The following is a 22,683-nucleotide window of genomic DNA, read 5'->3' as shown; positions in this document are numbered from 1 at the left end:
TGGAACGTTAAGCATAGAATGTCGGTGGGGATCGCTTTGACGCTGACCCGCCGTTCCGGTAGGGCGGGGGCATGTTTGATGTCGTAGTGATCGGTGGCGGTCACGCGGGAACCGAAGCCGCCGCAGCGGCTGCACGCCGGGGTGCGCATACGGCCCTTTTGTCCTTCGATCGTCATGGCCTGGGCGCCATGTCCTGCAATCCGGCGATCGGCGGATTGGGGAAGGGCCATATCGTGCGCGAGGTCGACGCCTTTGACGGGCTGATCGGTCGTGCGGCGGACCAAGGCGCGATCCATTACCGGATGCTCAATCGCAGCAAGGGCACGGCCGTCCAAGGTCCGCGCGTCCAGGCCGACCGACGGCGCTATGCCGGGGCGATCCAGGCGATGCTGGCCGCGCAAGCGAACCTGACCATCGTCGAGGGTGAGGCGGAAGCTCTGGTGCTCGAGGGGGACCGGGTCGCCGGTGTGCAGCTGGCCGATGGTTCGGTCCTGGCATGCCGCGCAGTGGTGTTGGCGACCGGCACCTTCCTCGGCGGGCGACTGTTCCGGGGGGAGGAGCGGCATCTCGGCGGCCGCATCAACGAGCGCGCCGCAACGCTAATGGCGCAGCAGCTGCGCGCGCTGGGGCTGCCCATGGCACGGATGAAGACCGGCACGCCGCCGCGTCTCGACGGACGGACGATCGATTGGGCCAGGCTGGACGAGCAGCCCTCCGATAGTGATCCCTGGACCATGTCGCCGATGACGGCGAGCCGGCCGCTGCCGCAGATCGCCTGTGCGATCACCCGGACGACGCAAGAAACCCATGCGATCATCGCGGCGGCCTTCCACCGATCGCCGCTGTTCACCGGCGCGATCGAGGCCAATGGCCCGCGCTATTGCCCGTCGATCGAGGACAAGATCAAACGCTTCTCCGACCGCGACAGCCATCAGATTTTCCTCGAGCCAGAGGGGCTGGACGATCCACTCGTCTATCCCAACGGCCTGTCGACCTCGCTGCCGACCGATGTGCAGGAAGCGATGATCGCCTCCATGCCGGGGCTGGAGCGGGCGGTGATCACGCTGCCCGGCTATGCGGTCGAATATGACCATATCGATCCGCGCGCGCTCGATGCCCGACTGGCCCTGGGAGCGCTGCCAGGCGTGTTCTGCGCCGGTCAGATTAACGGCACCACCGGCTATGAGGAAGCGGCGGGGCAGGGGCTGATCGCCGGGTTGAACGCGGCGGCGCATGCCCGCGATTTGGCGCCGGTGATCCTCGACCGCGCCTCGAGCTATCTGGGCGTGATGATCGACGATCTGGTGCTGCAGGGCGTGACCGAGCCCTATCGCATGCTGACCGCACGCGCCGAGTATCGCCTGTCGTTGCGCGCCGACAATGCCGAGAGCCGGCTGGGCGGCATCGCCGAGGCGGCGGGATGTCTGTCGCCCGAGCGGCTGGCCCATCGCGCGCGGCGGCTGGAGCAACGCGCGACCCTGCGCGATCGGCTTGCCACGGTGCGGACCGCGTCCGATCTCGCGCGCAGCGGGGCGGCGATCGCCCAGGATGGCGCACGGCGGACCGCCTATGAGTGGCTGCGCTTCGATGGCGTCACGCTGGCGCATGTCGCCCCCGAGGCGGCAGAGGGGCTGGACCCTGCCGTCGTCGCCGAGACATTGGAGGATGCGCGCTATGCCCCCTATGTCGAGCGACAGGCGGAAGAGGTCGCACGGCTCCGTGCCGATGAGCAGATCCTGTTACCCGTCTCGCTCGATTATGCCGCGATCCCCGGACTGTCGCAGGAGATGATCGACCGGCTCAGCCTCGCGCGGCCGGCGACATTGGCCGCCGCCTCCCGTATTCGGGGCATCACCCCCGCCGCCCTGTCGGCGGTCCTTCTCCACGCACGAAAGATGGCGGCATGACCGAAGAACAAGCGCGCGACTGGGCCGTCCAGCGCTTTGGCGAGGACGCCGCGAGCAAGATCGACTGGTTCCTGAATCTGGTGGTGGTGGAGAATGACCAGCAGAATCTGATTGCACCGTCGACCATCGCCAATATCTGGGCGCGGCATGCGCTCGACTCGTTGCAGCTGATCCCGCTCGCCGATCGGGCGGATGGTCAGTGGATCGACATCGGCACTGGCGGTGGCTTCCCCGGCATGGTGGTGGCACTAGCTTGGCCCGGCCGGGTTGCGCTGGTCGAGCCGCGCAAGCGTCGGGCCGAGTTTCTCCAGCACTGTGCCGAGACATTGGGGATCGCCGACCGGGTCAGCGTCCATGCCTCCAAGATCGAGGCGGTCGAGCTGAAGGCAGACATTATTTCTGCTCGTGCCGTGGCGACAGTCGAAAATCTTTTGCGCGCGGCGGCGCATTGCGGCAAACAGAATACGCGGTGGCTGCTGCCGCGCGGCCGCCTCGACGAGCGCGAGATCAAGACCCTAAGCCGGCAATGGCGCTTCGTGTTTCACGTGGAACATAGCATCACATCGACCGAGTCGTCGATCGTGATCCTCGACCGAGTAGGGGCCCGATGATCTGCGTTGCGATCGCGAACCAGAAGGGCGGGGTGGGCAAAACCACCAGCGCCATCAACCTTGCCACCGCCCTGGCGGCGACCGGGCTTCAGGTTCTGTTGATCGACCTCGATCCACAGGGCAACGCCTCGACCGGCCTCGGTATTGCCAACAGCCAGCGGGTCTTCTCCAGCTATCATGTGCTGCTCGGCGAAGCGCGGATCGATGACGCGGTCGTCCATACCCAGGTGCCGCGTCTCGACATCGTGCCCGCCACGGTCGATCTGTCGGGGGCCGAACTGGAGCTGGTCGATTTTGAGGATCGTACCCACCGGCTGGATCATGCGATGCGGCGCTCGCAGGGGCGGTGGGACATCGTTCTGATCGACTGCCCGCCCTCGCTTGGGCTGCTGACGATCAATGCGATGGTGGCGTCTGATTCGCTGTTCGTACCGCTGCAATGCGAGTTCTTCGCGCTGGAGGGACTGTCGCAGCTGCTGACCACGGTCGAGCGGATTCGTGCGCGCTTCAATCCGGGGCTGGCGATCCTGGGCGTGGCTTTGACGATGTATGACCGGCGCAACCGGCTGACCGATCAGGTGTCGGCGGATGTGCGCGCCGTTTTGGGAGGTGTGGTGTTCGATACGGTGATTCCGCGCAACGTCCGGCTGTCGGAGGCGCCCAGCCACGGCCTGCCGGCGCTGATCTATGACCATCGTTGCGTCGGCAGCCAGGCCTATATCGCGCTGGCCCGCGAACTGATCGCGCGTCTGCCGCTGACCACCCAGCCGGGCGCGGCGGCGGCATGAGCGCTGAGACGACCGCGAAGCGTCCGCGCCCCGGCCTGGGACGCGGGTTGGGCGCGCTGCTTGGCGACATGGCGCGCGAGGCGCCGATCCGGCCGGGCGACCAGCCCGCGATCGGCGGCGTGCGCATGCTCCCCGTTGGGGCCTTGTCGCCGCATCCCGATCAGCCGCGTCGGCATTTCGAGGAAGCCGCGCTCGACGAACTCGCCGCCTCGATCGCGGCGCGCGGGCTGATCCAGCCAATCGTCGTGCGCCCGCATGGCAAGGATTATCAGATCGTCGCCGGCGAACGCCGCTGGCGCGCGGCACAGCGCGCGCGGCTGCACGAGGTGCCGGTCGTCGTCCGCGACTTCGATGATGCGCAGACGCTCGAAGTCGCGCTGATCGAGAATATCCAGCGCCAGGATCTCAACGCGATCGAAGAGGCGCAGGCCTATCAGCGGCTCGCCGGCGAATTTGGCCATACGCAGGAGGCGCTCGCCAAGATCGTCCACAAGTCGCGCAGCCATGTCGCCAATCTGCTGCGTCTGCTCGAACTGCCCGACACGGTGCAGGCACAGGTGGTCAACGGCGCGCTGTCGATGGGTCATGCCCGCGCGCTGCTGGGCGCCGATGAGGTCGAAGCGCTTGCCGATCAGGTGATCGCGCGGGGCCTCAGCGTTCGCGAGACCGAGAAGCTGACGCGTGAGGCCAAGGGCGGCGGGCGCAATGCCACCGAGGCGTCGGACAAGAGTGGTGCGCCCAAGGGCCAGGGTCAGGATGTACCCGATGCGGACATCGCCGCGTTGGAGAACCAGCTTGCCGATCTGCTCGGCCTGTCGGTGCGGATCGCGCATGGCGAGAAGGGCGGTACGCTGACGCTCAGCTATTCGACGCTCGATCAACTCGACATGGTCTGCCAACGACTGACCGGCGAGGGTATTTGAAGGGGACACGATTTCCCCAACGATAGGGGCTATCGGCGTCTTCGCCGGGACATCCGGCAATTTGCCTTCGCATTTTAACGAATTGGGGAGGGGGCAACCTCTCCCCGCCCTTACGAGGTCGATTGCAGCCGATCGATCCAATCCGTCACGGCGTTGCGAAGCGTCTCGCGGGTTTTCTCCGAAGCGAGCAGCAGGGGCAGGCCCAGCAAGGCGGGCACGAAACTCGCGAGGATCAGCCAGCCGATGAAGGCGGCGATCAGGATACCGGCCGCCATGCGCAGCTGCCCGACCGTGCCGGCGTTCAATGTCAGGGTGCGGGGGCCTTTGGCGTCGTAAAACCGCTGCGTCGTCCAGACCGACCCGCCGTCAAAGCGGATTTTGGTCGGCAGCCATGCTCGGTCATTAGCCTTGGCACGATCAACAGCGCCCGTCGGCAGGCTAGCGAGATCGAGGGGCTTTTGGGGTGCCGGGGCGTACGGCTTCTTCGCCTGTGTATCGATCACCTCCAGCCGCCGGCCGCGCTCGACGACGCGAAAGCGGGTGGGGGGCATGTCTGTCACGCGCACCGTCCTTGCCGGTGGGCACGCCATTGGTCGGCGCTTTGCCCCCAGGCATCGACCCGAAAATTCTCCAACGGGGCGGGGAGACTGACCGGCCCCTGATTCACCGCACCCAAACGCTGCGCGAGGCGGATCGAGCCGACATTGTCCGGATCAATGGTGTGGATCACATGATCCCAGCCCAGCACATCGACCGCATAGTCCATCGCCGCGACCGCCGCCTCATGGGCATAGCCGCGCCCGGCGAATTCGCGCGCGACGCCCCAGCCGACCTCGCGCCCCGGCCAGCCCTCGGGTTGCCAAGGGCCGATCCGGCCGACCCAGCGGCCGGTGTCGCGCTCGATCACCGAGAACATAGCAAAGCCGCGCACGCTCCATGCGCCGACCATGGTGCAGAGCGATCGCCACGCCGCCCCGCGCGCCTGAACGCCGCCGAGGAAGCGCATCGTGTCCTCCTCGGCATGGAAGGCCGCCCAGGCCTCGAAATCCTCCGCCGAGGGAAGCCGCAAGGTCAACCGCTCGGTCTGGAGGACGGGGGATGTCACCCGAACCGGCCCTTCAGCGCCAGCATGGCGAGCGCCGCCTTGGCCGCCTCGCCGCCCTTGTTCTTCTCGGTCGGACGCGCGCGGGTCAGTGCCTGCGCCTCGTTCTCGGTGGTGATGATGCCGTTGCCGATGGGCAGCCCGTCCATGGTCAGCGCCATCAGGCCGCGCGCGCTCTCGTTCGAGACGATCTCGAAATGATAGGTCTCGCCGCGAATCACCACGCCGATCGCGACGAAGGCGTCGTAACGGCCCGAGTCCGCCGCCATCGCCACCGCGCCGGGGATTTCCAGCGCGCCGGGGACGGTGATCGTCTCATGGCTGTGACCCGCTTCCTCGATCGCGGCGCGTGCGCCCGCCAGGAGCAGGTCGTTGAGATGCTCGTAGAAGCGCGCCTCGACGATCAACACATGCGCCATCAGGCGTCTCCCTCAAAATTCTCGATACGACGTTCGCCGACGATCGACAGGCCATAGCCGTCGAGCCCGATCAGCGTGTGATGCGTGTTGGTCAGCAGCACCATGTCCTGCACGCCCAGTTCGGCCAGGATCATCGCGCCGACGCCGTAATCGCGCAGTTCCTCCATATCGATCTGCACCTCCTCGCCCGCCTTCAGGCGGACGGCGGTGGTGAAGGCGTCGGTACGCGGACGGTTGATGACGACGATCACGCCCGAGCCTTCCTCGGCGATCATCCGCATCGACTTGGCGAGCAGCGCGCCGCGCGACCCCGCCTCGCCGAACACATCGGCGAAGGGCGACAGCGCGTGCATCCGCACCAGCACCGGCTGGTCGGTGTCGAGCTTGCCCTTGACCAGCGCGACCTGCTCGGTGCCCGTCGCCTTGTTGCGATAGGCGCGCGCGGTCCAGGTGCCGCCCCATTCGCTCTCGAACGTCGCTTCGGACTGCAACTCGACCAGATGGTCGTAGCGGCGGCGATAGGCGATCAGGTCGCGGATCGTGCCGATCTTGAGGTTGTGGAGCTGCGCGAACGACACGAGGTCGTCCATCCGCGCCATCGTCCCGTCCTCGTTCATGATCTCGCAGATCACGCCCGAGGGGTTGAGGCCCGCCAGCCGCGCGACATCCACCGCCGCCTCGGTATGGCCCGCGCGCACCAGCACGCCACCGTCGCGCGCGACCAGCGGGAAGACATGGCCCGGCGTCACCAGCGCATCGGGGCCCTGCGACGCATCGATCGCCACCGCGATGGTCCGCGCGCGGTCGGCCGCCGAGATGCCGGTCGTCACGCCCTCGCGGGCCTCGATCGAGATGGTGAAGGCGGTTTCGTGCCGCGTCCCGTTCTTCGGGCTCATCAGCGGCAGGCCGAGCGTGTCGACCCGCTCGCGCGTCATGGCCAAGCAGATCAGCCCGCGCCCGTGCCGCGCCATGAAGTTGACCTTTTCCGGCGTCGCCATCTGCGCGGGGATGACCAGATCGCCCTCATTCTCGCGATCCTCGTCATCGACCAGGATGAACATGCGGCCGTTACGTGCCTCATCGATGATCTCTTCGGGGCTGGAGAGAAACCCTCGCCGCAGACCGGCCAAAGCGTCGGGATTAGCGGCCACGATAATGCTCCATGCGCTGCAGATAACGGGCGAGCACGTCGATCTCGATATTGACGCGCTGGCCTTCGGTGATGCCGCCCAATGTCGTGACGGCGGCGGTGTGCGGGATGATGTTCAGGCCAAAAACGGTGCCATCCGCGCCGTCCTCGACGCTGTTGACGGTCAGCGAGACGCCGTCGACCGTCACCGATCCCTTGGTCGCCATGAAGGGGGCGAGGTCGGACGGAACGGATACGAAGACGCGGTGCGATCCGCCTTCTTCCGTCACCGACACGACATGGCCGACGCCGTCGACATGGCCGGTGACGATATGCCCGCCCAGCTCGTCGCCCAGCTTCATCGCGCGTTCGAGGTTCAGCCGCTGGCCGGTCGTCCACTGGTCGGCGGTACGGCTGATCGTCTCGGCCGAGACGTCGACCGCGAACCAGTCGGGGCCTTTCTCGACGACGGTCAGGCAGACGCCCGAACAGGCGATCGATGCGCCCAGGTCGATGCTGGCCGTATCATAGGCGGTGGCGATGACGACCCGCGTGTCGCCGCGTGTTTCCACGCTGGTGACGGAGCCGATGTCGGTGACGATCCCGGTAAACATATCAGGCGCGTTCGTAGACCTCCAACCGGTCGCTGCCAAGCATCCGCGAATCGCGCAGGCGCCAACGCCCATGCGCGTCGGTGAGCGAGGCCAGCCCGATCTCGCCCAGCGCCGCGCGACCCTCGCCGATCAGGATGGGCGCACGGTAGAGGAGCAGCCGGTCGACCAGGTCGCCGGCGAGGAAGGCGGAGGCGGTCTGCGCGCCGCCCTCGACCATCAACCGGTCGACGCCTGCCAGATCGCTGATGGCGGCGGGGGATGGGATCGTGTCCCAATCCTTGTCCGGCGTGCGGGAGAGCAATATGCGGCGCGGGCTATGCGCTTCCAGTCCCGGCAGGCGGACATCGAGCCGGGGCGCATCGGCCACCAAGGTGCCGCGCCCGACCAGGATCGCCTCATGCCGGCTGCGTTCGAGATGGGTATGCGCGCGCGCCTGGGGGCCGGTGATCCAGCGGCTCGTCCCATCGGGCCGCGCGATCCGGCCGTCGAGCGAGGTGGCGAGCTTGAGCGTGACGAAGGGGCGGCCTTTCGCACGGCGGGTAAGGAAGCCCGCAATCATCGCCCGCGCCTCGGCCTCGCACACGCCGACCGTCACGGCGATCCCGGCGGCGCGGGCACGGTCGAAGCCCTGGCCATTGGTACGCGGATCGGGGTCGCCCATCGCCGCGACGATCCGCGCGATTCCGGCGTCGATCAGCAAATCGGTACAGGCGGGGCCACGAGGCGAGAGATGCGCACACGGCTCCAGCGTGACATAGGCAGTGGCACCGCGTGCGTTATCGCCCGCCTCGGCCAGCGCCATTGCTTCGGCATGCGGGCGTCCACCCGGTTGCGTCCAGCCGCGCCCGACCACCCGGCCATCGCGAACCAGCACGCATCCGACATTGGGGTTGGGCGCGGTCCGGCCGGTGCCGCGATCCGCCAGCGCCAGCGCCGCGCCCATCCAGCGCCGATCGATCAGATGCCCCACTTGTTCAGCGCGTCATCGACCTTCTTGAACTCGGCCTGGCGTTGCTCCTTGGCGGCCTTTTCCTCCGCCAGCCGTTCCTTCTTCTTCACGAAGTCGATCTTCTGCTGTGCGCGGATTTGCGCATCGGTGCGATCGGCGGGCCATTGTTCGACATAGATGATGTTGGGCTTGTACGGCACCGGCACATAATCGTCGCGGGCAAAGGCGTAGATGAAGAAGCCCGTGATCCCGACCGCGACCATCAGGAACACCAGTTCGACGGGATGACGCTGCGACAGGAACAGGCGCAGGTCGCGAATGGCGCGGACGGGGGAGAAGCGGCCGAAGAACGACATGGGGGGAAGATAGGCGTTGGCGGTGGTTGGCGCCAGTGGGGTTGGGTCTTTGTGAGACACCTTTCCCTCCCCCATCCCCTCCCGCCTGCGGGAGGGGGGGCGCTGCTTGGCAGGCGTTCGGCATAAGCAAAAAGATCGTTACTTGCTGAGACGCGCATCAGTGGCCCTTGGCACGCCCCTCCCGCAGGCGGGAGGGGATGGGGGAGGGCATGGCCCCAGACGATACGTTTTTGAAGAATGCCCCCAGCACGAAAAAGGGCGGTCGCATCGCGACCGCCCCTTCCTGTTTCGCCAACGGAAACCGTTCGCGAATTACGCGACGGTCTTCATCTTCTCGGCGGCGACCGCGAAGCGGTTGCTCAGCGGCTGGGCGATTTCGCCGGCCAGCTTCATCATGGTTTCGGTCGAGCGCGAGGTTTCGGCGACCATCGAGTCGAAGGCCGAGCGGGCGAAGTCCGACTGCAGCTTCATGAACTCGGTCGGCGACTTGACCGACGACAGCGTCTGCATCGTCTGGGTCGCGGTCTCGAACGAACGCTTGGCATAGTCCGCCGCGCCTTGGCCCAGCGTCTGCGCGCCCTTGGCGGCGATCTTCGACGATTCGACCATCGCCTCGACATTGTCCTTGTTGAAGGCGATCATGTCTTCGAACAGCTTGGCGCTCTTGTTCATCGCGTCCTGGGTGCGGGCCTGTGCCTCACCGAACATCGCCTGGGTCTTGGCGGCGGTGTCCTGGGCGGCGTTCTCGACGGTGCTCGTGGCGTCCATGATGATTTCCTTGGGGCTGGATTCCGCCGGAACCGCGGCGGTCGGGGAAGAAATTGCGGGTGCCGCGTCCGGCTCGGGCGTCGGCGCCGCCGGTGCGGGCGAAGGCGCCTTCGTAACCGGAGCGGGTGCGGCCTCGACCGTATCGGGCTCGGGCACCACCACCGGCGGGATCAGGCTCGCCGGTTCCACGGACGGCTGGCGCGGTGCCGGCACGGCTTCGGGCGCCTTGGCGACGACCGGCTTTGCCGCAGGGGCTGCAACCGGGGGCGTGGGATCGGAAGGAAGGCCGGGGAGCGGCTTGGCGGCCACGGGCTTGGCGACGCGACGCGTCTTGGCCGCAGGCTTCGCGGCAGGGGTGACCTGCTTGTTCTTGTCCACCAGCTCTCTCCCGATTTGCTGCGCTGCACAATAATGCGTCGAACCGAAGTTATCAACAGTTTTGTGCGGCGCAGCAATCGATTTTAGCGCTGCTTGACGTAGCGTCCGGGCGCGTCTTCGAGGGCGGGGAGGGCGCCTTCCCCGGGAATCCGCGCGTCCGTGGCGGCGACGGTCCGATCGTCCCGATCGCGCAGCCACGCCGCCCAGTCCGGCCACCAGCTGCCCTTGGTTTCGCGCGCGCCCTGAACGAACTCCTGAAGCGTCGCGGCGGGGGCGTCATTGGTCCAGTACTGATATTTCCCCGCCGCCGGTGGGTTCACCACACCCGCGATATGGCCCGATCCCGCCAGCACGAAGCGCAAGGGGCCGGTGAACGCCTCGGTGATCTTCCACACGCTTTCGGCCGGGGCGATATGATCCTCGCGCCCCGCCTGGACATAGGCGGGGGTGGCGACCTTGGTCAGGTCGAGCGGCACGCCCGCCACCGCCATCGCGCCGGGCTTCACCAGCCGATTGTCGCGGTAGAGATCGGTTAGATAGCTCAGATGCCATTTGGCGGGCAGGTTGGTGACGTCGCCATTCCAGTGGAGCAGGTCGAACGGCACATAATCGCGGCCCAACAGATAGTTGTTGGTGACGTAATTCCAGATCAGGTCGCGCCCGCGCAGCAGGTTGAACGTCATCGCCAGATAGCGCCCGTCGAGATACCCCTCGGGCGAGAGCGTGCCGATCAGTTTCAGCTGTTCGTCGTCGACGAAGTGGAGCAGCTCGCCCGCCTTCGAGAAATCGACCTGCGCGGTGAAGAAGGTGGCGCTGGCGACCTTCGCCGCCTCACCCTTCGCGGTGAGCCAGGCGAGCGTCGCGGCCAGCGTCGTGCCCGCCACGCAATAGCCGACGGTGTGCACCGACTCGATGGCGAGCAGATCGCGTACCGTGTCGATCGCATCGACCTGCGCGGTAACGTAATCGTCCCAGATCACGTCCTTCATCGTGGCGTCGGCGGATTTCCACGACACCATGAAGACGCTGAACCCCTGGTCAACCAGCCATTTGATCAGGCTCTTCTCGGGCGCGAGGTCGAGGATGTAGAAACGGTTGATCCACGGCGGAAAGATCACGATCGGCACCGCCGCCACCTGGTCGGTGGTCGGAGTGTAATGGATCAGTTCGTACAGGTCGGTGCGCTTGACCACCTTGCCGGGCGTGGCGGCGAGGTTGCGCCCGACCTCGAACGCGGTCGAATCGCTATGGGTCAGCTGTCCACGCCCCATATCGGCCAGCATGTTCTGCAGGCCTTTGAGCAGATTTTCGCCGCGCGTCTCGACGATCTTGTCGAGCACTTCGGGGTTGGTCGCGGGGAAATTGGTCGGGCTCATCGCGTCGATGAAACCTTGCGCGGCGAAGCGGATCTGCTCCTTCTGCTTGGGCTCCACGCCCTCCAGCGCATCGACGCCGCGCAGCATATGGTCCGACACCATCTGATAGCTTTGGCGAATCCAGTCGAACAGCGGCGACTGCCATTGCTCCGCCTTGAACCGGCGGTCGGGCTTCGGGGCCTGGCTCGGTTCGGCGGCGGGGTCGACGAATCGCTGCCACAGCGCCATCGAATCGGACCAGAAGTCGCGGACGCGGCCCATCGTCGCGGGGTCGTTGAAGCCCGGCACCACCGGCACGCCCTCCGGCGGCGGGGTGAGCGCGGCCTCCATCATCATCTGCTGCGCGCGGCCCATGACCCAGGTCCAGTGCTGCAACTCTTCCAGCGTCGGAAGGGCGGGGGCGGTCGTCTGGCCGGCGGTCATCGCATCCTCTCGTTCGTATAACCCCGTCCTAGCGTCATGATATTGCGCCGTCATGTCGGGTCGCGTTGTTCAACGAAAGACGCTAAGCATCAGGTCCCAAATCGTTACACAGAGGGACCCATGTCCGAAGAGTTCTACCGCATCAAGCGCCTGCCGCCCTATGTCATCGCCGAAGTCAACGCGATGCGGGCCGCGGCGCGCGCGGGCGGCGAGGACATCATCGATCTGGGCATGGGCAATCCGGACCTGCCGCCCCCCGACCATGTGCTCGACAAGCTGGTCGAGGTGGCCAAGAAGCCCGATGCGCACGGCTATTCCCAGTCCAAGGGGATTCCTGGCCTGCGCCGCGCCCAGGCGAATTATTACGGCCGCCGCTTCGGCGTCGATCTCGATCCCGAGACCGAGGTCGTCGTGACCATGGGATCGAAGGAGGGGCTCGCCAGCCTCGCCACCGCGATCACCGCGCCGGGCGACGTGATCCTGGCGCCCAACCCGTCCTATCCGATCCACACCTTCGGCTTCATCATCGCGGGCGCCACCATCCGCGCGGTGCCGACGACGCCGGACGAGGCCTATTTCGAGAGCCTGGAGCGGGCGATGCACTTCACCGTGCCGCGCCCCTCGGTGCTGGTCGTGAACTATCCGTCCAATCCGACCGCCGAGACGGTGGACCTGGCCTTCTACGAGCGACTCGTGGCCTTCGCCAAGAAGCATGAGCTGTGGGTCTTGAGCGACCTCGCTTATTCCGAGCTTTATTATGACGGCAATCCGACGCCCTCGATCCTGCAGGTCAAGGGCGGCAAGGATGTCGCGGTCGAGTTCACCTCGCTGTCCAAGACCTATTCGATGGCGGGCTGGCGGATCGGCTTCGCGGTCGGCAACAAGAAGCTGATTGCCGCGATGACGCGGGTGAAGTCCTATCTGGATTACGGCGCCTTCACCCCGATCCAGGCGGCGGCCTGCGCCGCGCTCAACGGGCCGCAGGACATCGTCGAGCGGAACCGCCAGCTCTATCACAAGCGCCGCGACGTCCTGGTCGAGAGCTTCGGTCGCGCGGGCTGGGACATCCCGTCTCCCAAGGCGTCGATGTTCGCCTGGGCGCCGCTGCCGCCGGCGCTGGCGCATCTGGGCAGCCTGGAGTTTTCCAAGCAGCTGCTGACCGAGGCCAAGGTCGCGGTCGCGCCCGGCGTCGGGTACGGCGAGAATGGCGAGGGCTTCGTCCGCATCGCCATGGTCGAGAACGAACAGCGGCTCCGCCAGGCGGCGCGCAACATCAAGCGCTATCTGCAATTGATGGGCGTCAACACGCCGGATTCCGCCAAGGCGGTGTAACCCGACTCCGGGGGCGGTGGCGCTCGCCGTCGCCCCTTACGCCAACCGGCCCATCACAAATTCCTCCCCTGCAAGGGGAGGTGGCAGGGCGAAGCCCTGACGGAGGGATATCGCCCTCTCGATAGCGGGACACCCCTCCAACGCGCTATGTGCGCCACCTCTCCTTGCAGGGGAGGAACCAGGATTACAGTCGCAATTCGACCCAGGCGGGCACCGGGCGGCCATCGCGCAGCGCCGGCTGGAAACGCATTTCCGACATCATCGGCTCGATCCTGCGCCGTGCGGACAGCGTGGCGTGGGCGACCCGGTCGACCCGACCCGTGGCGTTGACCAACAGACAGGCGCTGGCCGGCTGTACCGAATCATTCGCCGGGAACGGCGAGGTGATCCTGGGAAACCGATCGAGCGCGGTGCGATCACCGCATGTCTGCCGGGCGCCTTCGCGACGGGGCACGATCGCAGGCTGTGGCGCGCCGTTCATCTGGAAAATCTGCGGCGGGGCCTTTGCGATCACCACGACAGGGTCGTTCGTGTCGCCCAAATGACAGCCGATTCCCGGAATTCCGGTGAAAATGGCGGCCAGCATCGTGGCCAGTCCCAGATTCGCCAGGGAGGTTCCGGTCCATCCGCTCAGGGCACGCAAGTGGGTCACGCACCTCAGTCTATCGGCGGCCCGTCTTTTGAAAAGATGGAAAGAATCACCGCGCTGCCGCCATGCGCGGCATTTCGGGATGGCGGGTACGCTTGATCGCATACATCGCCCGGTCGGCTTCGGTCAGCAGTCGGTCCAGATCGCGGTCGACCGGTCCCGCGACGACACCGATACTGAGCGAGGGATAGAGCGGCCCGTCGACCGTCGCCGCGACCGCGCGGTTGAATCGCTCGGCCAGCCGCGTGGCGAAGGACTGGGCATCGGCTTGCGACCAGTCGGGCAGGATGCAGGCGAATTCGTCGCCGCCCAGCCGGATCACCGTGCCCGGCGCGCCCAGCTCGCGCTGCGCCAGATCGACCAGCAGGCGCAGCACCGCATCGCCGGTGGCATGACCCTGCGTATCGTTGAGCGCCTTGAAATGGTCGATGTCGATCAGCGCGAGCGCGCAGGGCCCCCGTAACGCCGCCTCGATCCCGCGCAGTCCGAAGCGGTTGAGCGCACCGGTCAGGCCGTCCCGGCTGGCCTGTTCGCGCAGCATGGCCTGGGTCCGCTCCGATTCCATCTGCAACAGGGCGAAATGGGTGAGGGTCAGCAGGATCAGCGCGACGCCGATCATCCATTCCTCCACCGGCTGGCCCTCGATCGTCCAGACGGGGTCGATCAGGGTCAGCATCAGCCTGCCCGCGCGCAGCAGGAAGATCGGCGCGACGGCGGCGAACAGCGCGGCGGTGATCCATCCGGTCAGCAGCCGCTCGCGCCGCGCGATCCCCGCAGCCAGCCCCATGATCCCCAGAAAGCAGAAGCCGCGCGCCAGCCCGAGCGTGACGAAGCTCCAGCGGAACTCGGCGGCATCGACGATCATCAGCCCGATCGACGCCAGCAAGAGCACCCCCAGGATCGCGATCAGCGGACGCGGTACGCTCCGCTCGCCGAACACCGCGACGCTATGCACCTCCAGGCACAGGCCGATCATCATGACGATGTTGAGGAAGCGTTCGAAAAAGGCGGTATTGTCGAAGCCGATAATCAGGATGATCGCATTCGACCCACCGATCAGCAGCTTGCCGCTGCCCCAATAATAGGCCCATTTGCGGCGTCCCGCCCCGGTCAGACCCGGAATCCAATGAATCGCCCCCGCCAGAAGATTGGTGAACGCACCCATGATCTGCAGACTGGCGATATCGAGTGCGAGCATTCCCATTCCATGGTCGGCGATCGGCAGGCCCTGATCGGACCGGCATCCATGCTTGCCGTAGCGGAATAGCGGTTAGAAAATAGTTTCGGATCGGTCCATTTCAAATCCGGGTCATGGGTCCGGTGCGACCGGTGCCCGCAGCGTGAGCGTCGGGCCGGTGCGCGTGAAGGATTGATCCGGGCGGCCCCCAGCCGCTACGGCGGGAGCAATCCCGCAAATGGGCCGAGGCTGTCATCCGATGACGGCCGGGCGGCCGACGGAGTGAAGAGTGAGCAACGACCTCGAAGACATGCGTGAGCCTTTGCTCGCCGCCATTGCCGACGCGCCCGCGCTGGACGCGCTGGAGACGATCCGCGTCGATGCGCTGGGCAAGCAGGGGCGGATCACGCAACTGCTCAAGACGCTGGGCAAGATGAGCCCCGAGGAGCGCCAGGTCGAAGGGCCGAAGATCCATTCGCTGCGCGAGGCGGTGACCGAGGCGCTCGGCACCCGCAAGGCCGCGCTGGAGCAGGCGGCGCTCGACGCGCGGCTGGCGTCCGAGCGACTCGACATGACCCTGCCGGTCGACACCGCCAGCTTCGGCACGGTCCACCCGGTCAGCCAGGTGATGGACGAGCTGGCCGAGATCTTCGCCGATCTGGGCTTCGCGGTCGCGACGGGGCCGGAGGTCGAGACCGACTGGCACAATTTCACCGCGCTCAACATTCCCGAGACGCATCCGGCGCGCGCGATGCACGACACCTTCTATCTGGCGGGTGTCGAGCCGGGTGGCGACGAGCGCACGGTTCGCCGCGTCCTGCGCACCCACACCTCGCCGGTGCAGATCCGCACCATGATCGACCAGAAACCGCCGATCCGCATCATCGCGCCGGGCCGCACCTATCGCTCCGACTCGGATGCGACCCACACGCCGATGTTCCATCAGGTCGAGGGGCTGGTGATCGACAAGGGCATCACGCTCGGCCATCTGAAATGGACGCTGGAGACCTTCCTCAAGGCGTTCTTCGAGCGCGACGACATCGTCCTGCGCCTGCGCCCCAGCTATTTCCCCTTTACCGAACCCTCGGCCGAGGTCGATGTCGGCTACACCATCGAGAAGGGCAAGCGCGTCATCGGCGGTTCGGGCGGCGGCTGGATGGAGGTGCTGGGCAGCGGCATGGTCCATCCGAAGGTCATCGAGGCGTGCGGGCTTGATCCGAACGAGTGGCAGGGCTTCGCCTTTGGCTGCGGCATCGATCGCCTCGCCATGCTGAAATACGGGATGGACGATCTGCGCGCCTTTTTCGACGGCGATATCCGCTGGTTGAAGCATTACGGGTTCGCCAGCCTCGACGTACCCACGCTGTCGGGAGGAGTCGGCGCATGAAGTTCACCCTGGGCTGGCTGAAGAGCCATCTGGACACCGACGCCGATCTCGACACCATTGTCGAGGGGCTGACCCGTATCGGCCTGGAGGTCGAGGGCGTGCACAATCCGGGCGAGGCGCTGGCTTCGTTCCGCGTCGCGCGCATCCTGTCGGCCGAGCGGCATCCGCAGGCGGACAAGCTCCAGGTGCTGTCGGTCGATGCCGGTGACGGCCCGATGCAGGTCGTGTGCGGCGCGCCTAATGCGCGGGCAGGGTTGGTCGGTGTGTTCGGTGCGCCGGGGGCCTATGTCCCCGGCCTCGACGTGACCTTGAAGGTCGCGGCCATTCGCGGCGTCGAGTCGAACGGCATGATGTGCTCGGCGCGCGAGTTGCAGATCGGCGAGGGCCATGACGGCATCATCGAACTGTCCGAGGATGCGGCCATCGGCACGTCCTTCCCCGATTATGCGGGGCTGAACGATCCGGTCATCGACGTGTCGATCACGCCCAACCGCCAGGATTGCATGGGCGTCCACGGCATCGCGCGCGACCTGGCCGCCGCCGGTCTCGGCACGCTGATCGCGCCGACCGTGCCGGAGGTGAAGGGCGAAGGTGCCGGTCCTGACGTTCGCATCGAGGATGCGGAGGGCTGCCCGGCCTTCTATGCGCAGGGCGTGTCGGGCCTGACCAATGGCGAGGCGCCCGAATGGATGCGCCAGCGGCTGACCGCGATCGGGCAGAAGCCGATCTCCGCGCTGGTCGACATCACCAACTATATGACGGTCGATCTCGGCCGACCGCTGCATGTCTATGACAAGGCCAAGCTGTCGGGCGGTCTGGTCGCGCGGCAGGCCCGAGAGGGCGAGACGGTCGAGGCGCTGAACGGCAAGACCTATACCCTGTCCGAAGGTATGACCGTCATCGCCGACGATGCGGGCGTGCACGACATCGGCGGGATCATGGGCGGCGCGCATTCGGGCGTGTCGGAGACGACCACCGACGTCATCATCGAATGCGCCTATTTCGCGCCCGAGGCGATCGCAAGAACCGGCCAGAAACTGGCGCTCACCAGCGACGCGCGCACCCGGTTCGAGCGCGGGGTGGACCCAGCGTTCCTCGACGACGGCCTCGCCATCGCGACCTTCCTCGTCCTCGAATATTGCGGCGGCACCGCCAGCAGCGTGACGCGGGCGGGGAAGCCGCCGGTCGTCGGCAAGACGATCGGTTACGACCCGAATCTCGCCGAGACGCTGGGTGGCCTCGCCATTGCGTCCGAGCGGCAGAAGGCGATCCTCGAATCGCTGGGCTTCACCGTCACCGCCGACTGGCAGGTCACCGCGCCGAGCTGGCGTCGCGACGTGGACGGCCCCGCCGATCTGGTCGAGGAAGTGATCCGTATCGAGGGCATCGATCATGTTCCCCCGGTCGCGCTGCCCCGCACGCCCGGCGTCGCGCGTCCCACCGCCACGCCGCAGCAGAAGCTGGAGCGCCGCGCCCGTCGCGCCGCCGCCGCGCGCGGTCTGGACGAAGCGGTGACGTGGAGCTTCATCAGCGAGGCACAGGCGGCACCCTTCGGCGGCGGCGCGTTCACCCTCGCTAACCCGATCAGCGAGGATCTGAAGGTCATGCGGCCTTCGCTCCTCCCCGGCCTGCTCGCCGCGACCGAGCGTAACATCAAGCGCGGGGCGACCGCCGTGCGTCTGTTCGAGATCGGTCGCCGCTATCTGGAAGAGGCCGAGCGGCCGACACTCAGCGTGGTGTTGGCGGGCGACAAGACGCCCCGCAACTGGCGCTCGGGCAAGGCGCAGGGCTTCGACGCCTATGACGCCAAGGCCGAGGCGATCGCGCTGCTCGCGCAGGCCGGTGCGCCGGTGGATAATCTGCAGGTGATGGGCGAGGCGGGCGATGCCTGGCATCCCGGTCAGTCGGGCACGCTGCGCCTGGGGCCGAAGACGGTGCTGGCCGCGTTCGGCATGGTCCACCCCTCGGTCCTCAAGGCGTTCGATCTGGACGGCGCGGTGGCGGCGGTGGAACTGTATCTCGACGCGATCCCGCCCAAGCGGGCCACTGGCTTCATGCGCCCGGCCTATACGCCCCCCGCGCTGCAATCGGTCCGCCGCGACTTCGCCTTCCTAGTGCCGACCGATCTGGCGGCGGATCAGCTGATCCGCGCGGTACGCGGGGCCGACAAGGCCGCGATCACCGCCGCGCGCGTCTTCGACGTGTTCGCCGGGCAGGGCGTGCCCGAGGGCCACAAGTCGGTCGCGGTCGAAGTCCTGCTACAACCGTCGCAGAAGAGCTTCACCGATGAGGAACTCAAGGCCATAGCCGACAAGATCGTCGCCGCCGCCGCCAAGCAGGGAGCGCAACTCCGTGGCTGATGAGGAAAACTGGGTCCGCATCGGCAACGACCATCTGTCGGCGGCGATCAATCCGTTCGGGGCCGAGCTGTCCTCGCTGAAGGATGCGGACGGTCGCGAGCTGATGACGAACGCGGACCCGGCTTTCTGGACCGGCCGCGCGCCGCTGCTGTTCCCGGTGATCGGCGTGACCCGCGACGGCATCCGCCTGAACGGCCAGCATTATCCGATGGCCAAGCACGGCTTTGCCCGCCACTCGACCTTCGAGCTGGTGGCGCAGGACGCCACCCGCGCGGCATTCTCGCTGGGGGACAGCGAGGAAACGCGCACCTCCTATCCCTTCGCCTTTCGGCTGGAAGTGGAGTTCCGGCTGGAGGACGCCACGCTGGTGACCGAGGTCCGCGTCCTCAATCGCGGTGAGGTGCCGATGCCCGCCAGCTTCGGCTTCCACCCCGCCTTCGCCTGGCCGCTGCCGTACGGCAAGGCGCGGGCCGACCACCGTATCGTCTTCGAGAAGGACGAACCTGCTCGGCTGCGCGAGATCGCTCCCGACGGCCTGATCGCCGAAGCGCGTCGTGACAGCCCGCTCGATGGCCGCGTGCTGCATCTGGCGGACGATTTGTTCACCAACGATGCGCTGGTCTGGGACCCGGTCGAGAGCCGCCATGTCACCTATGGCGTCGACGGTTCGCCGCAGCTGCGCATCGCCTTCCCTGATACCGACAAGCTCGGCATCTGGACCAAGCCCGGTGCCGCCTATGTCTGCGTCGAACCCTGGCACGGCATCGCCGATCCGGAAGGCTTTGACGGCGAGTTCACCGACAAGCCGGGCGTCTTCATCGTGCCGGTGGGTGGCGAGAAGGTCATGCGGATGTCGGTGACGCTGGCGGGATAGCCGTCTCTAAGCCCCTCCCCTTCAGGGGAGGGGATGGGGTGGGGCCTTGCCTCAAATCCCGCGCTTGCGGAAGCGCCCCTCCCCTAAAGGGTAGGGGAGATTTGTGGGGGCCTGTCTTGTGCCACAATTTGCTGTAACAGGCGCACCATCTCGGGCGCTCGGACGCGCCACTTCCCTATTCGACAGAGCCGCCCATGACTTCCCCCCGCCGTACCTTCGCGATCATCTCGCACCCTGACGCCGGTAAGACGACGCTGACCGAAAAGCTGTTGTACTTCGGCGGCGCGATCCACTTGGCGGGCGAGGTCAAGGCGCGGGGCCAGAACCGGCGCGCGCGCTCGGACTGGATGAAGATCGAGCAGCAGCGCGGCATCTCGGTCACCTCGTCGGTGATGACGTTCGAGAAGGACGGCGTGACCTTCAACCTGCTCGACACCCCGGGCCACGAGGATTTCTCGGAGGATACGTACCGCACGCTGACCGCCGTCGACTCGGCGGTGATGGTCATCGACGCGGCGCGCGGTATCGAGGCGCAGACGCGCAAATTGTTCGAGGTGTGCCGCCTGCGCTCGGTGCCGATCATCACCTTCGTCAACAAGGTCGATCGCGAAGGCCGTCCGCCCTTCGAACTGCTCGACGAGATCGCCGACATATTGGCGCTCGATGTGGCGCCGATGAGCTGGCCGGTCGGCATGGGCGGGCTGTTCGAGGGTATCCTTGACCTGACCACCGGCAAGGTCAGCCGTCCCGAGGGCGACAGCCGCGCCTTTCTGGGCAAGATCGACGACGCGCCGACTCTGCCCGCCGACATCGCCGAAGAGGTGGAACTGGCGCAGGCGGGCTATGCCGCGTTCGATGGCGAGGCCTATCGCAACGGCGACCTGACGCCGGTCTATTTCGGCTCCGCGCTGAAAGACTTTGGGGTGGCCGAACTGATCGACGCGCTCAGCCGCCATGCGCCGCCACCGCGCCCGCAACCGGCCGAACCCGCGCCGGTCGCGCCGGAGAACAAGGAAGTCACCGGCTTCGTGTTCAAGGTGCAGGCCAATATGGACCCGCAGCACCGCGACCGGATCGCGTTCATGCGGCTCTGTTCGGGCACGTTCAAGCGCGGCATGAAGCTGACCCCGACCGGCCATGGCAAGCCGATCGCGGTCCACTCGCCGATCCTGTTCTTCGCGCAGAATCGCGAAGTCGCGGACGAGGCGTTTCCGGGCGACATCATCGGCATCCCCAACCACGGCACGCTGCGTGTCGGCGACACGCTGTCGGAGCGGGCGGATGTCCGCTTCACCGGCCTGCCCAATTTCGCGCCCGAAATCCTGCGCCGCGTGGCGCTCAAGGACCCGACCAAGACCAAGCAGCTGCGGAAAGCGCTGGACGACATGGCCGAGGAGGGGGTGACCCAGGTCTTCTATCCCGAGATCGGCTCGAACTGGATCATCGGCGTGGTCGGGCAGCTCCAGCTCGACGTGCTGCTGTCGCGGCTCGATGCGGAATATAAGGTCGCGGCGGGGCTGGAGCCCGCGCCGTTCGACACCGCGCGCTGGATCGCGGCGGACGATCCCGCCGACCTCAAGGCATTCATGGACGTGAACCGTTCGGCCATGGCCAAGGACCGCGACGACAATCCCGTTTTCCTCGCCAAGAGCGCGTGGGAAGTCGGCTATGTCGCCGATCGCTATCCCAAGGTCCGCTTCCTCGCCACGCGCGAGCGTTGAGGGGGAACCCGGGGGCCGTTTCGCGGCTTCATGGCTGTATGAACGAACAGGGACCCATCATGGACCGCGCGACGATCGAGGCCACCTTCGAGGCCAATGAGAAGCTGATCCGCCGCCGCGCGCTGAAGGCCGGTGCCAAGGCGCTGACCATCGGCACCGAAAGCCTGGCCGACACGATCGATGCGATCGGCGACGCCTATGGCCTGAGCGGCGCGCAGCGGCGCCAGTTGGAGCCGGCTGCGTCGATCGAGGCGCAGGAGATCGTCGGCAAGCTGAAGGGCTTTGTCGGCCCGGCGGCGATTCTGGGCGATCTGCGCGGCGGATCGGGAATCCTGTCGCAGGCGCGCGCGGCCGGAAAGCTTGCCAAGACCGCGCGCCGCATCGGCAAGGGCGGCCTGGCCGCTGGCCGGGTCGCGGCACGGGGCGGTCGTGCCGCACGTGCGGTGCCCTGGGCGGCGCTGGGCGTGGCGGCCTGGGGCGTGGGCAATGGCGGCTGGTTCTGGTGGCGCGCGCACGCCTATAACCGGGCGTGCCGAGATTTGCTGCTGGCGGAGCAGGGCGGGGTGGTCGTTACGGCCTGAGCGGTCGGGCGTGGCCTTCGACTTCGGCGCGAAGCGCCGAAGTTTATCCTGAGCAAAGACGAAGGGCTCAGGCTGAACGGAGTGAGGCATTAATGGCCAAGAAATTCAACCGCCGCTCAGCCTGAGCGAAGTCGAAGGCCACGCATAAACCTCTACCGCGCCTCCGCGCGGTCGTCCCAGGCCAACGCCTCCGCCAGCGAGTCGCGGATGCTGCGCAGCATCGCGGCGGGATCGTTCTTCGCCTTGGCCTCGCTCTCGAACAATTGCTGGACGCCGCGCACGGTATAGCCCTGCTGGTTGAGCAGTCGGTCGAGCCGGCGGATCAGCATCAGATCCTCGGGGCGATAATAACGGCGATTGCCGGCGCGCTGGACCGGGCGAAGCTGCGGAAAGCGGCTTTCCCAATAGCGCAAGACATGCTGCGCCACGCCGGTCTCGCGCGACGTCTCGCCGATGGTGCGCATGGCACCATCGGTCTTGCCACCGTCCAGCGGGCGTTCGGGTCTATCCGGCCGCGACAATACGATCGCGCATCATCTGGCTGGCGCGGAAGGTCAGAACGCGGCGCGGTGCGATCGGCACCTCCACCCCGGTCTTGGGATTGCGGCCGATCCGCTCCCCCTTGTCGCGCAGCACGAAGGTGCCAAAGCCCGAAATCTTGACGTTTTCACCGCGCGACAGCGCCTCGCACATCTCGACGAGGATCTGTTCGACCACCTCGGCCGAGTCCGATCGCGACAGCCCGATTTCCTGATGCAGCGATTCCGCCAGATCAGCGCGGGTCAGAGTTCCTTCATTGGTCATTGCCATCCCCCAATGGTGTCCAATGTCCGACTAACACAGTCAGGATTATGACCGA

Annotated in this window: 23 protein-coding genes; 10 read left to right on the top strand and 13 right to left on the bottom strand. The window is 66.8% G+C overall.

Going from position 1 to position 22,683, the window contains the following annotated elements:
- Positions 1–71 precede the first annotated feature (71 nt).
- Genes mnmG through GGR48_RS08995 form a run of 4 tightly spaced genes read left to right on the top strand, consistent with a single transcriptional unit; the run spans position 72 to position 4,229 of the window.
- Complete coding sequence (mnmG, locus tag GGR48_RS09010) at positions 72–1,907, top strand: tRNA uridine-5-carboxymethylaminomethyl(34) synthesis enzyme MnmG (protein ID WP_183951585.1); 1,836 nt, start codon at positions 72–74, stop codon at positions 1,905–1,907.
- Positions 1,904–2,518: a 16S rRNA (guanine(527)-N(7))-methyltransferase RsmG gene (rsmG, locus tag GGR48_RS09005; protein WP_183951584.1), complete on the top strand. Its 615-nt coding sequence runs from the start codon at positions 1,904–1,906 to the stop codon at positions 2,516–2,518. The genes mnmG and rsmG overlap by 4 nt, the downstream gene beginning before the upstream one ends.
- Entirely contained in the window at positions 2,515–3,306 is a 792-nt protein-coding gene (locus tag GGR48_RS09000) for a ParA family protein (protein ID WP_183951583.1), read from the top strand. The genes rsmG and GGR48_RS09000 overlap by 4 nt, the downstream gene beginning before the upstream one ends.
- Positions 3,303–4,229, top strand: a complete 927-nt coding sequence (locus GGR48_RS08995) for a ParB/RepB/Spo0J family partition protein (protein WP_183951582.1) — start codon at positions 3,303–3,305, stop codon at positions 4,227–4,229. Before GGR48_RS09000 ends, GGR48_RS08995 begins: the two co-directional genes overlap by 4 nt.
- A 110-nt stretch (positions 4,230–4,339) precedes the next feature.
- Here the strand turns inward: GGR48_RS08995 and GGR48_RS08990 are convergent, their stop codons facing one another.
- The 9 genes from GGR48_RS08990 to GGR48_RS08950 all read right to left on the bottom strand — a co-directional run bounded on the left by GGR48_RS08990 (position 4,340) and on the right by GGR48_RS08950 (position 11,743).
- Positions 4,340–4,789, bottom strand: coding sequence for a hypothetical protein (locus tag GGR48_RS08990; protein ID WP_183951581.1), 450 nt, complete (start codon positions 4,787–4,789; stop codon positions 4,340–4,342).
- Positions 4,786–5,334, bottom strand: coding sequence for a GNAT family N-acetyltransferase (locus GGR48_RS08985; RefSeq protein WP_183951580.1), 549 nt, complete (start codon positions 5,332–5,334; stop codon positions 4,786–4,788). The genes GGR48_RS08990 and GGR48_RS08985 overlap by 4 nt, the downstream gene beginning before the upstream one ends.
- Positions 5,331–5,750 (bottom strand): 6,7-dimethyl-8-ribityllumazine synthase, encoded by a 420-nt coding sequence (ribH, locus tag GGR48_RS08980; RefSeq protein ID WP_183951579.1) that lies wholly within the window; start codon positions 5,748–5,750, stop codon positions 5,331–5,333. Before ribH ends, GGR48_RS08985 begins: the two co-directional genes overlap by 4 nt.
- Positions 5,750–6,901 (bottom strand): 3,4-dihydroxy-2-butanone-4-phosphate synthase, encoded by a 1,152-nt coding sequence (gene ribB, locus GGR48_RS08975; RefSeq protein WP_183951578.1) that lies wholly within the window; start codon positions 6,899–6,901, stop codon positions 5,750–5,752. The genes ribH and ribB overlap by 1 nt, the downstream gene beginning before the upstream one ends.
- The gene (locus GGR48_RS08970; protein ID WP_183951577.1) at positions 6,891–7,493 is read right to left on the bottom strand and encodes a riboflavin synthase; all 603 of its coding nucleotides are present in this window, start codon (positions 7,491–7,493) and stop codon (positions 6,891–6,893) included. Before GGR48_RS08970 ends, ribB begins: the two co-directional genes overlap by 11 nt.
- Position 7,494: 1 nt before the next feature.
- Entirely contained in the window at positions 7,495–8,436 is a 942-nt protein-coding gene (gene ribD / locus GGR48_RS08965; protein ID WP_183951646.1) for a bifunctional diaminohydroxyphosphoribosylaminopyrimidine deaminase/5-amino-6-(5-phosphoribosylamino)uracil reductase RibD, read from the bottom strand.
- Positions 8,437–8,450: 14 nt separating this feature from the next.
- Complete coding sequence (locus tag GGR48_RS08960) at positions 8,451–8,798, bottom strand: hypothetical protein (RefSeq protein ID WP_183951645.1); 348 nt, start codon at positions 8,796–8,798, stop codon at positions 8,451–8,453.
- 312 nt (positions 8,799–9,110) lie between these two features.
- Positions 9,111–9,944 carry a TIGR01841 family phasin gene (locus tag GGR48_RS18380; RefSeq protein ID WP_183951576.1) on the bottom strand — a complete coding sequence of 278 codons (834 nt, stop codon included), beginning with the start codon at positions 9,942–9,944 and terminating at the stop codon, positions 9,111–9,113.
- Positions 9,945–10,027: 83 nt separating this feature from the next.
- The gene (locus GGR48_RS08950; protein WP_183951575.1) at positions 10,028–11,743 is read right to left on the bottom strand and encodes a PHA/PHB synthase family protein; all 1,716 of its coding nucleotides are present in this window, start codon (positions 11,741–11,743) and stop codon (positions 10,028–10,030) included.
- A gap of 120 nt (positions 11,744–11,863) precedes the next feature.
- Between GGR48_RS08950 and GGR48_RS08945 the strand changes: the two genes are divergently transcribed.
- Positions 11,864–13,075, top strand: coding sequence for an LL-diaminopimelate aminotransferase (locus GGR48_RS08945; protein ID WP_183951574.1), 1,212 nt, complete (start codon positions 11,864–11,866; stop codon positions 13,073–13,075).
- 184 nt (positions 13,076–13,259) lie between these two features.
- Here the strand turns inward: GGR48_RS08945 and GGR48_RS08940 are convergent, their stop codons facing one another.
- Positions 13,260–13,661 carry a hypothetical protein gene (locus GGR48_RS08940; protein ID WP_183951573.1) on the bottom strand — a complete coding sequence of 134 codons (402 nt, stop codon included), beginning with the start codon at positions 13,659–13,661 and terminating at the stop codon, positions 13,260–13,262.
- A 112-nt stretch (positions 13,662–13,773) separates the two neighbouring features.
- Positions 13,774–14,922: a GGDEF domain-containing protein gene (locus tag GGR48_RS08935; protein WP_183951572.1), complete on the bottom strand. Its 1,149-nt coding sequence runs from the start codon at positions 14,920–14,922 to the stop codon at positions 13,774–13,776.
- Between the two features lie 289 nt (positions 14,923–15,211).
- Between GGR48_RS08935 and pheS the strand changes: the two genes are divergently transcribed.
- The 5 genes from pheS to GGR48_RS08910 all read left to right on the top strand — a co-directional run bounded on the left by pheS (position 15,212) and on the right by GGR48_RS08910 (position 21,824).
- On the top strand, positions 15,212–16,288 hold the full coding sequence (pheS, locus tag GGR48_RS08930) for a phenylalanine--tRNA ligase subunit alpha (protein ID WP_183951644.1): 1,077 nt from the start codon (positions 15,212–15,214) through the stop codon (positions 16,286–16,288).
- A complete protein-coding gene (pheT, locus tag GGR48_RS08925; protein ID WP_183951571.1) occupies positions 16,285–18,648 on the top strand; it encodes a phenylalanine--tRNA ligase subunit beta in 2,364 nt (787 codons plus the stop codon). The genes pheS and pheT overlap by 4 nt, the downstream gene beginning before the upstream one ends.
- Positions 18,641–19,522 (top strand): aldose epimerase family protein, encoded by an 882-nt coding sequence (locus GGR48_RS08920; protein ID WP_183951570.1) that lies wholly within the window; start codon positions 18,641–18,643, stop codon positions 19,520–19,522. Before pheT ends, GGR48_RS08920 begins: the two co-directional genes overlap by 8 nt.
- Before the next feature lie 194 nt (positions 19,523–19,716).
- Entirely contained in the window at positions 19,717–21,243 is a 1,527-nt protein-coding gene (locus GGR48_RS08915; RefSeq protein WP_183951569.1) for a peptide chain release factor 3, read from the top strand.
- 59 nt (positions 21,244–21,302) lie between these two features.
- On the top strand, positions 21,303–21,824 hold the full coding sequence (locus GGR48_RS08910; protein WP_183951568.1) for a hypothetical protein: 522 nt from the start codon (positions 21,303–21,305) through the stop codon (positions 21,822–21,824).
- A gap of 152 nt (positions 21,825–21,976) precedes the next feature.
- Here GGR48_RS08910 and GGR48_RS08905 read toward each other — a convergent pair whose 3' ends face one another.
- Together GGR48_RS08905 and GGR48_RS08900 are read right to left on the bottom strand one after the other, a co-directional pair.
- A complete protein-coding gene (locus GGR48_RS08905; RefSeq protein WP_183951567.1) occupies positions 21,977–22,288 on the bottom strand; it encodes a MerR family transcriptional regulator in 312 nt (103 codons plus the stop codon).
- A 40-nt stretch (positions 22,289–22,328) separates the two neighbouring features.
- Entirely contained in the window at positions 22,329–22,628 is a 300-nt protein-coding gene (locus tag GGR48_RS08900) for an integration host factor subunit alpha (protein ID WP_183951566.1), read from the bottom strand.
- Positions 22,629–22,683 lie beyond the last annotated feature (55 nt).

The organism is Sphingomonas pseudosanguinis, assembly GCF_014196255.1.
In the GTDB taxonomy this organism is placed as follows: domain Bacteria; phylum Pseudomonadota; class Alphaproteobacteria; order Sphingomonadales; family Sphingomonadaceae; genus Sphingomonas; species Sphingomonas pseudosanguinis.
The sequence above is the reverse complement of the archived record's forward strand: the minus strand, read 5'-3'. Positions and strand labels throughout refer to the sequence as shown.